The sequence below is a fragment of the Bremerella alba genome (assembly GCF_013618625.1).
Classification (GTDB): Bacteria; Planctomycetota; Planctomycetia; order Pirellulales; family Pirellulaceae; genus Bremerella; species Bremerella alba.
In genome coordinates this window covers 241023-255198 of sequence record NZ_JABRWO010000008.1, presented here as the reverse complement: position 1 = coordinate 255198, position 14176 = coordinate 241023, and the positions used below count along the sequence as shown (strand labels likewise).

Sequence of the window (14176 nt, the reverse complement as noted above, 5' to 3'; positions counted from 1 at the left end):
TGGACTGAATCGATGGCCGATGGCAACCGAACCGCCGTGTTTGTGGGATCGTTCGATCCCATCACGCTAGGGCACCTGAACTTGATCGAGCGAAGCAGTAAGCTAGTCGACCGCTTGATCGTGGGTATTGGCATCAATGCAGAAAAGACCGGGCTATTCAGCCCCGAAGAGCGGATCGACCAGGTGCTGCGCGTGACCGCCGAGATGCCTAATGTCGAAGCCCAAACGTTTGATGGCCTGGCCGTCGAGTTCGTGCGCAGCGTCGGCGCATGTGTGATGATTCGTGGTATTCGCCCCCTGACCGACATCGCCGGCGAGTTCACCATGATGATGGCCAATCGTAAGCTCGACAGCGAGATTGAAACCATCTTCCTTATGGCCGACGAGCAGTACGGGCACGTCTCCAGTTCCCTGCTGAAACAGATCACACCACTGGCCAACGACGAACAGCTAGAGAAATTCGTCCCCAGCTCGATCATCCCTGACCTAAGAGCAAAGCTAGTCCGAAAAGGCTAGTGCCTCGTCAGACTTGAAAAAAGAGAGACCGGTTGGCCCAGAGATTTATCTCTGGGTCGGCAACGCTGACAAGCGGCTAATGCAAGTACGTGAACAAATAGCACAGTCTCTATCGGGTTCAATCCCAACTCACTAGCCGCTTGTGGCCGATGGCCACCCAGAGATAAATTTCTGGGCCAACCGTCGATTCGGGATGGAAGAGCGGCTAATCGCTCCAATCGGTTTTCAGATGTAGCTCGTCGTCGTCGACGGGTGGCTTCTCGCGTAAGACCTCTTGCGCTTTCTTATAGAGGACGGCTCGACGGCGGCGAATGAGTTGCTGTAGATCGTAGTCGGTTAGCCCAATCTTTTTGGCGACCTTGGCCAGAACTTTTTTCTCCTTCGAGCAGACGTTTCCGTCGGCAAAGGCCATGTCGATCATCTTCACCAACCACAACTGGCCGATGTTCGGATCTTCCGGAATGCTCACCTCAAGCTTATTTTCTTTCGCGGCGAGACACATCTCTTTGAGCCGTTTGTTCGAGATGCCGTAGTGGGTAGCCAGTTCTTTGAGTTGCTCGATTTCTTTGGGATCGAAACGCCCGTCGGCGGCGGCCATGTAAACGACCCACGAGAACATGTCGATGCTTCGCATCCCTTCGGTCCACTCTTCTAACTGAAGCGTTCGCGTGCGAATGGCTGCTTCAACGTCGTAGCGGCTCAGCCCTAGTTCCTTGGCGGCCGCGATAATGTAGACCTTCTCCCAGGCCTGCATGCGGCTGTCGATCAAACTGACGTTGATCATGGCCATCAGCCAACGCTTGATGACCTGAGAATTGAGGTCCTTCAGCCGACGTGTGTCCAGCTTCTGACGCTGACGCATGGCCTGGACGAGTGTCGCATTGTCGATCCCACACTTTTTGGCCACCTCGCGAATGAAATCCTTCGCGTCGGCTTTAGAAATACGTAGCCCTCCGGCCACTTCCCCGAGCAACTGACATAGCGTGATGTCGTCTTCCCGCACCGTAACATTGGGTGCCAGACCATCGATCTGGACCCCTTCCATTTCACTTTTAGTGAACTCGGGCAGCTTCTGCTCCATCATCACGACACGCGTGAGGGGAGCATCCTCGGCGTGATCGACTGTCATGACGGCGACGTTGGTTTCGATCCCTTCGTAGGCCTTCTTCCGCAGGGCCATTGCCGGGGTCGAGGTGAACGGCAGCACATCGGCCAGCGTCCATTCCAAAACGCCATCGTTCAACACGGTATGACAGAACTCGCACGCATGCGAAGCGTTGTTCGATTCCGGGGCACCGCACTTGGGACAGTGCGAACTGGTGATCGTGCGTTCGATCCGTGTTTTGGTGCCATGCTTACGCACCAGAACCATCATCGTACTGATCTGCACCGGGTCTTTATCGAGTTCTAACTCACCACGGCGATCGATCGTGCCGCGACGGGCCGACCAGCGAATGTGCATTAGCGCTTTGTCGAAAGGATCTTCGGTAATCACACCAGAGACGTCCGCCGCCAAAATCCGCGGGTGCAAATAGACCACACGTTTGCCGAAGTCATCGGGCGTGAGCTTCTTTTCGTAGCCGGCACAAAACCGATCGGTGGCGACCTTGCCCAGTGGGTCGATCACGCCCAGGCGATCGGCCAGAAACTTGCGAAAGAAAATCACACTCGCCCGGTCTTCCAGGTAATGCGAACTGAAACCTTGATCTTGCTTGATCCAGTAACGCGTAGCGCTGCTCATCTTGAACGGCTTGGTGACCTTCCAAGAGGATTGATCCGAGATTTCTGACAGCACCCAGTCGTGCTCGCCGGAACGGACGGTGCTCTCGCACGAAGGGCATTTTTCCCACTGATTCACCGAGAGATCGGTACCGCAGTTGGGACAGTTGCCGTGCACCGAACCAAAATCGTTCGACGTGGTTTGAGCGCCGCGGCGACGCAGAAAGGTCCACACTTCGGCGATGGGTTCCGGTTCTTCGATAATAACATCGGTGCCATCTTGCTTGAGCCGGTATTGCCGCACCGCCAAGCCAGTGATGCGCATCGAGATCACCTCGAACGCGTTCAGGTTGTTTTTGGACGAAGTGACTTCAACAGGCGTGAGATTGCGAACCTGCAGCTTGATCGTCTTGCGCGAGCGTCCCAGGCTCTTTTCTTCCTCTAAGCGAAATGCCATCCGCTGGTAGATACCATCGGATACAAACGAACGGATGTCACTCAGGTTGCCGGAATCGAAGGCCTTTTCCACCTCTAAAAAGGCGTTGGTGGCCGCGACGCAAAAGTTCTTCAGATCAAACTTGGGGTCGGCCTCTTGGATCGACTGAAGTGCCTGATCCATGCGGCCGAGTTCCTTCTTCTTGTTGCCCAAGCGAATCGTCGACGCGCCACGCAGGCCTCCTGGAAAATGCTCTGCGCAGATACCGCCCAGGATAATGATCGCGATGACCACCACGCCAAACCCATCGATGGCGGCGACCAATGGAACCGAGCTTTCAAGCAGTAGCGTGAACATACAAGATTGGGTGATGAGGAATAGGACGATCGCAATCAGCGATGCGTGCCTTGTCTCCGGTCCGGTCTCTACCGTCAGCGCGGGAGAGGGAGCCAGATGCATTTGCGCATCACGATTTCGACTAGGTATTCGCCGAGTCTATAGAAATATTGTAGGAAAATCGACCATTTGAGCTAATTTCGCTCGTCGCGGTGCTCTTTTCCTCGGTCTTGCAGATAGCGCCGCAAGTAGAGAGCTCGTTCGATATTTCGCCCGGCCGTGTCGAGTTCGTTGCCCCGCAGCTTCTGCAGGTGAGCCGGCTGGGTTTCGACGAACAGCTTGTTGATGTCCGAAATGGCTAGGTCGTCGATCAGTCCCAGGTTCACGCCCATGCGAACGCTCGAGAGCAAGTGCATCGTCTCTTCGCTGCTAATCGTTTGGGCCGTGCACAAGATGCCATAAGCGCGGCTGATCTTGTCGTGCAGGTCTTCGCGATTCTGCGTGATCAGGAAGTCGCGGGCTTTGCGTTCGTACTCGATGATCATCGGCACCACACCACTGACCTGGTCGATCAATTCTTCTTCGGACTTGCCCAGGGTGATTTGATTGCTGATCTGATAGAAATCGCCCATGGCCTGCGAGCCTTCGCCGTACAAACCACGCACGGCCAGATTGATCTTCTGCAAGCTACGGAAGACCTTTTCAATCTGGTTGGTAATCACCAGGGCAGGGAGGTGCAGCATCACGCTGACACGCATGCCGGTACCGACATTGGTCGGGCAAGCGGTCAAATAGCCCAGTCGTTCGTGGAAAGCGTAGCTAAGCTTGCTTTCAATTTGGTCGTCGACTTCGTTGATTTGTTGCCACGCGCTATGAAGATCGAGACCGCTCTTCATGACTTGAATGCGGAGGTGATCTTCTTCGTTGATCATCACGCTCAGGCGTTCATCGTTGTCGATCGCGACGCTGCGAGCCCCTTCGGCCTCGGCATGTTCGCGGCTGATCAGCTGCCGTTCGGTCAAGAATTGCCGATCGACGTGCGCTAGTTCATCGACGCGTAAGTAGTAAAGCGTTTTGAAGCCTGGGATCGCCTGCAAACGACCGTGCACCATCTTTTCAATCGATTGACGATCTTCCGGCGTGCAGCGACGAATGAAGGGGAACTCGGCCAGATTGCGGGCCAGGCGAATGCGACTGCTGATGACGATATCGGACTCAGGCCCGCTACCGCGCATCCATTCGCCAGATCGACATGCCAATTCATTGAGTTCCACTAAAGTTGACCCTTCACTCTCCAGTTGGGTAGTTTCGACGTTAGACCTTGTCCCACAGTGTAAGCTTAGGACTGACCTTCCTCAATCTTACGGATTTCATCCCGGATTTGGGAAGCACGCTCGTAGTCTTCTTTTTCCACAGCCGTTTTCATGTCGTTGTGAAGCTGAATCAAGCGTGTCTGGTCTTGGGAGGACTGCTGATGATGCTTGGGGTTCTTACCGGCATGCTGCGTGTCGCCATGGATATTGACGATCAGCGGATCCAGTTCGCTACCGAAGCAGGTGTAATCGTGAGGACAGCCGAGTCGTCCCTGGTTGCGGAACTCGAAAAAGCTGATGCCGCAGATCGGACAAACCTGCTCGTCGAGCTTGGCCAGTTCTTTGGCCGTGTCGGCCACTTTCAATTGATGATGCAGCATTCCGGCCAGCGATGGCTGAATCGGCATGCCCCCAGAGGGGTTCTGCGTGAGGTACGACTGCGCGCACTGCTCGCACAGGTGCAGCTCATGCGGCTTCTCGCCGGTGAGTTCCGTAATATGAAACGTGGCGGGCTTTTCGCACTGTTGACACTTCATGACGAAAAATCGCCTCCTTCCACGTGAGTTTAAAACCTGTCGTCTGCTTCGTACTAGCTGGGCGACCCTACCAGGTGATTGGCCGATCAACGTAAATCCAATTCGCAGTTGAAGATACCGCGAGAGGATTATTCTGGATTCTATCGACGCCAAGGGGGGTGTCAAGATTAGACGCCATGGCGTTCAATGTTACCAGAGACCGATTTTTCGTAGCCGTGAACATTTACGCTGCCTGCTGGGTCTCTTCCAACGGATTGGCAAGCACCACGACCCTTTGGCAGACACCTGACTTATGCCGTACCTTCCTGAATTCTCCGAGTTTGAGCAGCTCGCGGAAAAGTTCGAGATTATTCCCGTTTATCGGCGTTTGATCAGCGATTCGATGACTCCGGTCTCGGCATTTCATAAGTTGGACGATGGTCAGCCAGCTTGTCTGTTCGAAAGTGTCGTCGGCGGAGAAAAGGTCGGCCGTTACAGCTTTATCGGAATCCATCCCGAGTACCACCTCAGCGCGACACGTGATCAAGTGACCGTGTCCAGCAAAGAGGGAACCAAGACTTTTACCTGTGCCAATCCGCTGGAAGAGCTTCGCCAGCGACTCGATACCGGCAACGTCGCCCACATCGAAGGACTCCCCCCGTTTAACGGTGGCGCGATCGGTTACGCTGGGTACGACGTCGTCCGCTATGTCGAAAACCTCCCCAACGCCCCGCAAGATGACCGCCATTTGCCGGACCTCTCGTTTGGCTTCTATAACAACTTGGTGGTCTTCGATAACGTGACCAAAACGGCCTACGTGATCGTGATGGCCAAGTGCCCCCAGGGAAAACAAAACAACCATCAAGCCATTTACGACGCCGCGTGCCAGCAGGCCGAAGAGATTGTCGCTCAGCTGACCAAGCACGATCCGACCCTCACGCCAACCGATATCGACCTGGCAGGCGCTCCCACCATTGGGTACCGCTCGAACTTCACACAGGAAGATTTTGAAGCGGCCGTTCGCAAATGTGTCGAGTACATCGTGGCCGGCGATATCTTTCAGGTGGTCTTCAGTCAGCGACTGGAAGTCGACATCCAAAGCGACCCCTTCGAGATCTACCGTACACTGCGGATTGTGAATCCGAGCCCATTCATGTTTTTCCTTCGCACGCCAGAAACCACGCTCGTAGGCAGTTCGCCCGAGATCATGGTGCGCGTGATGGATGGCACCGTGACTGTTCGTCCTCTGGCCGGCACCCGGCCGCGCGGCTTGACCGAAGCCGAAGACGCACGTCTTGCCGAAGAACTGCTGGCCGACCCCAAAGAGCGGGCCGAACACGTGATGCTGGTCGATCTGGGCCGCAACGACGTCGGCCGTGTGGCCAAGTACCGCAGCGTCGAACTGTCTGACGTGATGGCCATTGAACGCTACAGCCATGTGATGCACATTACCTCGAACGTCACCGGCCAACTTCCCGAGGGGAAAGACGCGTTTGATGCGATGGCGGCCTGTTTACCGGCAGGCACCGTATCGGGCGCGCCCAAGGTCCGGGCGATGGAAATCATCGACGAGATCGAACCGCATCGCCGCGGCCCGTACGCAGGTGCGGTTGGCTATATCGACTACGGCGGTAACATGGATACATGTATCGCCCTGCGAACGATCGTCATCCAAGACGGCACCGCTTACGTACAAGCCGGAGCAGGCATCGTCGCCGATAGCGATCCGAAAATGGAATACCAGGAAACGCTCAACAAGGCCCGCGGCATTCTAAAAGCGATCGAAATCACCGAACGGCGTTCGGCGGCCCAAAAGAGCAGCAGCTAAGCCCATCGCAACCTCTACTTTGAGAAAACCCTATGCACACCATGGTTCACGTCATTGCCACCATCAACTTGAAGCCTGACACCCGCGATGCGTTCCTGGCGATTTTTCATGAACTGGTTCCTAAGGTCGTGAAGGAAGATGGCTGCATCAGCTACCAACCCACGATCGACGTCGATGCCAACCTGGGCGATGTTCAAGAAGGCGGCCGCGATCACACCGTCACCGTCGTCGAAGCCTGGGAATCGGTCGAACACCTTCAAGCCCACCTCGTCGCCCCGCACATGAACGAGTACCGCGACCAAGTACAAGACATGGTCACCGACTTGAAGGTCCAGGTTCTGGCCCCGGCTTAAGACGAACGCATCCGATCCGTTCGTGGCACGAACGTGAGTAATGCGCTTAAGGCCTGAAAGGCCAGCCGAATCTAGCCAGGGGGTGACAACCCCTGGTCAAGATCGAAATAAAATAGTACAAGCCCTGCAAGGGGCTCGCGTTCCCTGGCTATATTCGGCCGGGCCTCCGGCCCTCGGTAAAGCATTGCCCTCGTCTCTTTACTTCCGCTCGAACTGCAGGAAGTAATTCTCCTTAAACGATGGCACTTCGACTTCGCCCACCAGGCGGAAACCAGCCTTTTCGATTTCAGCTCGGAAGACTTCTTTGCCGGCCCGAACGTGATTGAGGGTCCACTCGCGAGACTCGCCCGGCACGCGATTAAAGTCGATCACCACCAGCTTGCCGCCGGGGGCCAGGGCTTTGTGAATCGAGGCCAGGGACTGCTGCGGGTACTCGAAGTGATGGTAAACGTCGCAGATGAACGCCGCATTGATACTGCCGGGGGCGAGGCGAATATCATCTTTGCTACACAGCACCGGCGTCACGTTGTTCAAACTGCGAATCTCGGCCAGCTTTTCAACTCGCTCGACAAACTTCGGCGCGATATCGAGCGCATAGACCCAGCCTTGCTCGCCGACGGCCTGAGAAAACGGCTCGACGAAGAGTCCCGTCCCCGTGCCGATGTCTGCGATTCGATCGCCTGGCGAAAGCTTCAGCCGTTGGACGATCTCTGCCTTGGCATGAAAGACCTCGCGGCTCTCGACCTCAAAGCGATTCACCCAAGCCTCGACATCCAATTCAAGATCGAGGAAGGCCTCGTTGATGCCTGGCTTGATGCTCTCAGGAACGGCGGCGTCTTGAGCCCAGGCAGGAGAACTGAAGAACAAAACGATAAACAATGTCGCGCATGCCCAGTGACGCATGTCGATATCCTTCCATCGAAGGTAAAAGAGGTAAACAACATGGAATTTAAAAACAGCAATCCGCTGGGTCAATCACGTCATGAAGGTCAGACGACAGGTTAGCTACTCATGGGCGTTTCGCAGAAGCTTGCGTTTTACTAAACGACCAGCATTCTAATGGACGATCCACGACTTCACGATTTATTTCGATGCCAACCGCAACCGATAGGCCTGAGACTTACGCGTCAACCAGTAGTTCGATCCTCTCTAAAAGTCTCTCTTGTTAGCTTCCAAACGAACATACAACTGGTGGCAAATACGGCATCCCGTAATCGCGTATTCTTTATTCGATAAACGCAGATTTTTGGCTTATCTATTAATTGACCGCTTCATTTTATTTCGATGGGAATGAATGAAAGCCACATATCACTTTGTTAGTGACCAGCTTCGGAGTGCCCGCCATGCCGAACTCAGTTGATACAGCAACACGTCAAAACTTTTTACCGGTGCCGCTTGCGCTGTTGTGCCTGACGAAAGAACTGCCGGTCGACGTCTACTGGTCTCTCTATCAAGGTGCCGAACCCGTCCTTATGCGTGGGCACAACATTGAAATTGCCGACGACGAGTTTCCAAAACTGTTGGAAAGTGGTGTCGAGACGGTCTTCATCCCTCGCGATCAGGCAGATGTCTTCCAAAAACATCTCCGGGAAAACGTTCAAAGCATCCTCGGTAACGATGAAATTCCAATCTCTCAGAGGATGGCGTTTCTCAACAGCACCGGTCGGACGATGCTGCAGGAAGTTTTTCGATCCGACAATCTCGACAAGACGTTGGCAAGTGTTCACGTGATCAGCGATCACATGACGACTCTCATTACGCAGAATGACGTTGTGGCCGGCGAACTGTTCCATGTTTTGCAGCATGACTATCACACGTATACCCATTCGTATAACGTTGCCAGCTATGCCATGCTGCTGGCCCAGGGACTGGGGATTCAAGACGAAGACGAGTTGCACAGTATTTCTATCGGAGGGCTACTGCATGACCTGGGCAAATTGCGCATCCCCAACAATATCCTTACGAAAAAAGAACGACTCACCGAAGCCGAATGGCAAACGATTAAGCGTCATCCAACCGATGGCTTTACTGCCCTTGCGAATCGAGCCGACCTCTCTTTCGATCAACTCATGATGGTCTACCAACACCACGAAAAGCTGGACGGTTCAGGCTACCCCGTTGGCATTGACGGTGATGAGATCAATCATTTTGCGCGTATCTGTAGTGTCGTCGATATTTTCGAGGCGCTCACCAGTAACCGCCCTTACCGCAATCCGAATTCCACGAAAGAGGCGTTAGAGATTCTCGATCAGATGGCATCAAGCAAACTCGATGGGGACATGGTCAAATGTTGGAAAACGTTGATGCAGAAGTAGTTTCAAGTCCGACTGTTCAAGAGGATGGTTTTTTCCTTCGCACGGTGCGCGACTTAACGTTTGAGGTTCAAATCCCCCGAGCAAAACTGGAAGAGCTTGGAAAATCTGGTCATATCGAGACGACAGCGACCGACCAAAGACGTCACGTTCGCTTTCGTCAACTGAAGCGTTGCATCCTGCGGTGTGAACCCACATTTCCCACAATCGAACGCCCTCAGCAACTATCCCTGGCCCTGGTCACCAACATCTCTAGAAAAGGGGTCGGCCTGCTATATCATTCGCAGTTGTATCCCAAGGAAAGTTTCGTGTTACGAATCGAGGGAGCCGGGCTCTTACGTTTGACCGTTGCCCGCTGCCGTAAACTTGGCCCACAGTGCTACGAAATTGGCGCAACGGCGATTCGGCCAATCGACATAAAAAAGTTCGCTCCCAGTTAGTCATTCGTCTGCCAACCACGCGGTGCCCCATCTTACGCACAGAGGGGGTGAGGGTTAAAGGGAATCCCGCTTGTTGATAGCGCATGCGCGAACGACGTTCCTAATCGACTCGGAACGTGTTCTTGTGATCTTCGTCAACTGTTGTTCAAGAAACCCTCACCCTAGCCCTCTCCCTGCGAGGGAGAGGGGACAAGAGAAGAGAGGCCTCTTCTGCCGTAGGATGCTGAGTAGCGCAGCGAATCGCACCATGCACAACGTTTTCGCGTTGCCATGGGATGGAGACCGTATTCGATGCGATACGTTCCGCTTCGCGTCACTGCTCACACCCTACACGAGATGAAGGGTCGCGTTGTTAGGGTGGACCGCGTTCTTTGGTTTGGGAAGCTCTTTCTAACGCCTGACGTGCCCGGTCACGTCTTCTGTTCTGGACGATCTTTTTCGCGTGCCCACGAAGACGTGGGCATGGCACCCGGTGTTTTGTTGGTAGGGTGGTTGAGGGTTGTTCGTTGCAAGGTGTATCGTGCGGGCGGTTGAGTTCACGCTCTAACGCGTCGATCTCTTCTTGCTTGGCGCATATTTCTCCCTGCAGTTGCAGGTTGAGCGCCTTCATGCGGTAGTAGGTCCAGGCGAAGAACCGCTTCTCTTGGTAGGACAACGGTTCTTGGATTGGTTGTTTGCTGCGACGGATTTCCCGCTCGCGGTAACGATGGTGAAGCTGGCGCTCGCGTTTCGGTCTAGGCTCCAGTGGTGGAAGCTTAGGAAGTTGGCACTTCTTTGGTTTTGCGATCGTGGGCGGATCTTCCTTGGGGAATTCGTACGCTTCGATCTCGGGATCGATGGGTACTACCAAGGGATCTGCCCGGTAGCTGGGACCTGCTTCGTCCATTATTCGCGTGAAGTGTTCTTCTTCGGTTACTTGCGGGGGTTCTTCAGGCTCACGCGTGATCGCTTCCTGGGCTTCTTGCCTTCGAATGATCGCGCTCAAGGTTGCCCCTTGCGGGCGGCCCAGCGGATCGTTGCCGTGCTCGGCCCGGTGCATGGGGTTCTCGAAGGGTGGCTCTTTCGGAGGCTCGTCGGCCAGTAGTGCCAGGACTTCGCCGCAGCAGGGGCAGAGGAGTCGGTTGCCATCGATCACGGCAACCTGCGAACCGTGCGCGGAGGCGCCCGGTTCGTGTTTTTCAGGTTTTTCGTGGTGATGGGACATAATGGTGCTCGTAAATATTTGTGTGCAAAGTGATGGGTTAGTTTAAGTAGGGCCCGCGTGTCGCGGGTCGCGAAGCGGGTACCCGGTATCCGACCCGCGTTCGCGCGGGGCCCTACGTTTTGCTGCTTATCTAGCAGCGGACTGGGTATGGATTTCGTATGCCTAAAAAGAAAATAGGCACGGTGCCGGGGAAGCGTCCCCTGGGCATGATTTAGATATACCAGCCTGGTGTAGCATATGTATAGTGCTCAAATGAAAATTTTTTTGGATTCGCGGACGCGGGTTGGATACCGGGTACCAGCTTCGTGACTCGCGGCACGCGCGGTGGCCCTACCGATCGCAACTTTCTTTTGGGTTCGGGCCGGTGGTCGTTATCCTCCGCTGGCCGTTAATCTCTACCCCTGAACTTATCCTTCTGCTTGCTTCGGTGGCGTAACTTTCCTACGCTACGGGAATGAAATAACGCCTGACGCGAGCAGAATTTAGCTCGGCGTAGTGATTACCTGATTCGGCGGCTAAAGACTTCTCTCGTATGGCATCAACATTCGACTCGGCGCGAAACGACTTCACTCCGTTGTGGGCGACTCCTGTGCGCCGCAGCTGGATGGCCGCATTCCTCCTTTTCAGCATGCTAGGCACGACCGGATGCTCGGGCTGCTTCGATCCTGCCGAGACGCTGGAAGAACGCCAAGCGCGGTTGGCCAGGGAGGAAACCAAGGACGACTTCGAGCCACCTAAGCTGAATGTCTTGCCATCGGACGATCGCCGCACGCAGCTCAACCGCGTCAAACCGGGGCACTGGACCAATGTCAGCACCCTGATGAAGGCCAACAATTTCGACTTCCGCGGAGAGCTTTACGCGTCGACGGTCGATTCTAACAATAACCCTGTGCCGATTACCGACACCGATTATTTCTTTTCGGCCACGCGCCCGTTGGCACTACCCAAAGGGCAAGAGCGTTGGTCCGATCTGCTTTTCTACCCGCCTCTTTTCGAGCGGAACATCTCGCAATCGCGGCTGTTTGCTTGCGACCTTCGCCCGGTCGGGGGAGGGCGGCCGGTGCTGGTCGATCGCCTGGCCACTGCGCGCATGTACCCGCAAGAGTATTACATGGTGGTCCTGGCCAGCGCGTCGGACGAATACCAGTTTCTGGAAGTGACCGATGTTGTTCGTCCTCTTTATCCGTCGCTCACCCCAGAGGAACAGGCACCGCATTATCGGTTGGTGTTACCCAAGACAGTCGATCGCGTTTCGGTCCCCGAAAATTCGATGGCCTGGACGTCGATCGCCTATGTGCTGTGGGATGGAATCGATCCCGCGTTATTGTCGCTCGATCAACAACAAGCCATGGTCGATTGGCTGCACTTCGGCGGGCAACTGATTATCAGCGGGCCTGACTCGCTCGATCGTTTGAAGCTAAGCTTTCTAGGAGACTACTTACCGGCCGATGACGGCGGCAGCGTCGAACTGGGGCAAGACCGTTTCCAAGCGTGGAACGACGAGTTTGTTAAGACGGAAAAAATCTACGAGAGCAACAAATGGCAGGAACTTCGTTACGAGGTCGACTTGCGTGCCGGGGCCCTGCGTGGCTCGGACTTGAAGCTCCGCCCCGAAGCACAGTTCATTCCCAAGACTGGCGACCTGGTCGCCGAGCGGCGTGTCGGACGAGGGCGGATTGCTGTGACGGCGTTTCAAATTCGCTCGCCTGATATCTCTCGCAACTGGAAGAACTTCGACTCGTTTCTTAATGGCGTGCTACTGCGAAGAGTTCCCCGTAAGTTTATCCAGACCGACGACGAGCAGCCGGTTAACGCCTGGGCCGATACGTACGGCACCAACGATCCGCGTCTGGTCACCTCGCTACGCTATATGAGCCGCGACCTGGCGAATCTGATGCCTGCCTATCAGCGGCGTGATGCCAATCTCATTCAGGAACTGCCCCCCGGCGAGCCCACACCGGATATGACCGACGCCATGGAAGCGGGATCGCTACCGGATGAAAACCAGATTGCCGAGCTAGAAGCACAAATCAAACAGACTGAAAAAGACCTGAACATCGATGCGTTCTCGGGATTCACCTACGACAACCAGGCCGGCGTCGCCGGGTGGAACGATGCCAGTGGGATCTCGACGGCGGCTCGGGCCTGTTTGCGAGACGCGGCAGGTATTAGCATTCCCAACGGCAACTTCGTGCTGCGAGTCACCGCTGGTTATCTGTTGGTTTTGGTACCGCTGAACTGGCTGGTCTTCTGGATGATGGGACGGGTCGAGTGGGCCTGGATCGCCGCTCCCGTGATTGCCATCATTGGTGCCGTCTGCGTGATTAAGCTGGCCGAGCTCGATATCGGCTTTGCCCGCAGCCGCACAGAAATTGCTTTCCTAGAGGCCCATGCGGATTATCATCGGGCTCACCTGACGCGGTTCACCTCGCTGTATACCTCGCTGAGTACGACCTACGACATGACCTTCTCGGAATCGACGGCCGTCGCGCTACCGTTTGGCCGCGGAGCAGAAGCGTTCAGCAATCAGTCGCGTCGCTTTGGCGAAGGCACCAGCGAAGTTCGCTATCATCAGGAAGGGGGCGATATCCAGTTGAGCGGCGTTCAGGTTGCCTCGAACTCGTCGACCATGATCCACAGCGAGTACTTCCTTTCCACATCGATCGAGCCGATGTTCCAGTGGGACACCGACACTGCCGGGTCAGGTACCCTGACGTACGCCTCGACGCAGACACTGCACGACGTAGGGGTTATTCGCCGCAATGCTCAGTCGAATCAAATTGAAGTGGCCTGGCTGGGGGACCTTCAGCCAGAAACGAAACGCGAACTTCGCTTTGGCAAAGCGGACGACGAGTGGACACTTTTCGATGCGTGGACCGATTCGCCGGTGCTTTCTCTAACCCCGACCGATGGCCAAGTCAACTTGCGGCATCTGCTCAACACGGTGAAGGACGTTCGGCAGCTTAAGCAGGGCGAAACGCGATTGATTGGATGGACCGAAGAAGACATGCCGGGGATGACCATCTCGCCGGAGTCCAACCAGCGCACGATCCGTACGATGGTGGTCGCCCATTTGCAGCATGCCGATTTGCCGGAACCCCAGGCGGATGCAAACACACGCCGTTTTCTGGGCCAGGAACCGGCTCAGATGCAGTTGATGGAACTCGACGCCATCGATTCGTTGTAACTCTTCCTATGCACCTT

At 55.3% G+C, this 14176-nt stretch carries 11 protein-coding genes; 6 read left to right on the top strand and 5 right to left on the bottom strand.

Annotated elements, in window-relative coordinates:
* Positions 1 to 12 precede the first annotated feature (12 nt).
* Entirely contained in the window at positions 13 to 516 is a 504-nt protein-coding gene (gene coaD / locus HOV93_RS15290) for a pantetheine-phosphate adenylyltransferase (RefSeq protein ID WP_207397380.1), read from the top strand.
* Between the two features lie 205 nt (positions 517 to 721).
* On the opposite strand, the gene HOV93_RS15285 is transcribed toward coaD, so the two are convergent.
* The 3 genes from HOV93_RS15285 to HOV93_RS15275 all read right to left on the bottom strand — a co-directional run bounded on the left by HOV93_RS15285 (position 722) and on the right by HOV93_RS15275 (position 4856).
* Positions 722 to 3130, bottom strand: coding sequence for a TIM44-like domain-containing protein (locus HOV93_RS15285; protein ID WP_207397379.1), 2409 nt, complete (start codon positions 3128 to 3130; stop codon positions 722 to 724).
* Between the two features lie 71 nt (positions 3131 to 3201).
* Positions 3202 to 4242, bottom strand: coding sequence for a protein arginine kinase (locus HOV93_RS15280; protein ID WP_207397486.1), 1041 nt, complete (start codon positions 4240 to 4242; stop codon positions 3202 to 3204).
* A 104-nt stretch (positions 4243 to 4346) separates the two neighbouring features.
* Positions 4347 to 4856, bottom strand: coding sequence for a UvrB/UvrC motif-containing protein (locus tag HOV93_RS15275; protein WP_207397378.1), 510 nt, complete (start codon positions 4854 to 4856; stop codon positions 4347 to 4349).
* Positions 4857 to 5148: 292 nt separating this feature from the next.
* Between HOV93_RS15275 and trpE the strand changes: the two genes are divergently transcribed.
* Together trpE and HOV93_RS15265 are read left to right on the top strand one after the other, a co-directional pair.
* Positions 5149 to 6663: an anthranilate synthase component I gene (gene trpE / locus HOV93_RS15270; RefSeq protein ID WP_207397377.1), complete on the top strand. Its 1515-nt coding sequence runs from the start codon at positions 5149 to 5151 to the stop codon at positions 6661 to 6663.
* Positions 6664 to 6695: 32 nt separating this feature from the next.
* Positions 6696 to 7016, top strand: a complete 321-nt coding sequence (locus HOV93_RS15265; protein ID WP_235990414.1) for a putative quinol monooxygenase — start codon at positions 6696 to 6698, stop codon at positions 7014 to 7016.
* A gap of 198 nt (positions 7017 to 7214) precedes the next feature.
* Here the strand turns inward: HOV93_RS15265 and HOV93_RS15260 are convergent, their stop codons facing one another.
* Entirely contained in the window at positions 7215 to 7919 is a 705-nt protein-coding gene (locus HOV93_RS15260) for a class I SAM-dependent methyltransferase (protein ID WP_207397376.1), read from the bottom strand.
* Positions 7920 to 8359: 440 nt separating this feature from the next.
* On the opposite strand from HOV93_RS15260, the gene HOV93_RS15255 reads away from it, so the two are divergent.
* Positions 8360 to 9331, top strand: coding sequence for an HD-GYP domain-containing protein (locus HOV93_RS15255; RefSeq protein WP_207397375.1), 972 nt, complete (start codon positions 8360 to 8362; stop codon positions 9329 to 9331).
* Positions 9304 to 9768, top strand: coding sequence for a hypothetical protein (locus HOV93_RS15250; protein WP_207397374.1), 465 nt, complete (start codon positions 9304 to 9306; stop codon positions 9766 to 9768). The genes HOV93_RS15255 and HOV93_RS15250 overlap by 28 nt, the downstream gene beginning before the upstream one ends.
* Before the next feature lie 352 nt (positions 9769 to 10120).
* Here the strand turns inward: HOV93_RS15250 and HOV93_RS15245 are convergent, their stop codons facing one another.
* Entirely contained in the window at positions 10121 to 10972 is an 852-nt protein-coding gene (locus HOV93_RS15245) for a hypothetical protein (protein ID WP_207397373.1), read from the bottom strand.
* A gap of 532 nt (positions 10973 to 11504) precedes the next feature.
* Here HOV93_RS15245 and HOV93_RS15240 point away from each other — a divergent pair.
* Positions 11505 to 14159, top strand: a complete 2655-nt coding sequence (locus tag HOV93_RS15240; protein WP_207397372.1) for a hypothetical protein — start codon at positions 11505 to 11507, stop codon at positions 14157 to 14159.
* Positions 14160 to 14176: the final 17 nt, after the last annotated feature.

Excerpts from the sequence above, each read along its gene's own strand:
- HOV93_RS15285 (WP_207397379.1), bottom strand. The coding sequence starts at position 3,130 with ATGCATCTGGCTCCCTCTCCCGCGCTGACGGTAGAGACCGGACCGGAG.
- HOV93_RS15280 (WP_207397486.1), bottom strand. The coding sequence starts at position 4,242 with ATGCGCGGTAGCGGGCCTGAGTCCGATATCGTCATCAGCAGTCGCATT.
- HOV93_RS15255 (WP_207397375.1), top strand. The coding sequence starts at position 8,360 with ATGCCGAACTCAGTTGATACAGCAACACGTCAAAACTTTTTACCGGTG.
- HOV93_RS15245 (WP_207397373.1), bottom strand. The coding sequence starts at position 10,972 with ATGTCCCATCACCACGAAAAACCTGAAAAACACGAACCGGGCGCCTCC.
- HOV93_RS15275 (WP_207397378.1), bottom strand. The coding sequence starts at position 4,856 with ATGAAGTGTCAACAGTGCGAAAAGCCCGCCACGTTTCATATTACGGAA.
- HOV93_RS15265 (WP_235990414.1), top strand. The coding sequence starts at position 6,696 with ATGCACACCATGGTTCACGTCATTGCCACCATCAACTTGAAGCCTGAC.
- HOV93_RS15250 (WP_207397374.1), top strand. The coding sequence starts at position 9,304 with ATGTTGGAAAACGTTGATGCAGAAGTAGTTTCAAGTCCGACTGTTCAA.
- HOV93_RS15260 (WP_207397376.1), bottom strand. The coding sequence starts at position 7,919 with ATGCGTCACTGGGCATGCGCGACATTGTTTATCGTTTTGTTCTTCAGT.
- coaD (WP_207397380.1), top strand. The coding sequence starts at position 13 with ATGGCCGATGGCAACCGAACCGCCGTGTTTGTGGGATCGTTCGATCCC.
- HOV93_RS15240 (WP_207397372.1), top strand. The coding sequence starts at position 11,505 with ATGGCATCAACATTCGACTCGGCGCGAAACGACTTCACTCCGTTGTGG.
- trpE (WP_207397377.1), top strand. The coding sequence starts at position 5,149 with ATGCCGTACCTTCCTGAATTCTCCGAGTTTGAGCAGCTCGCGGAAAAG.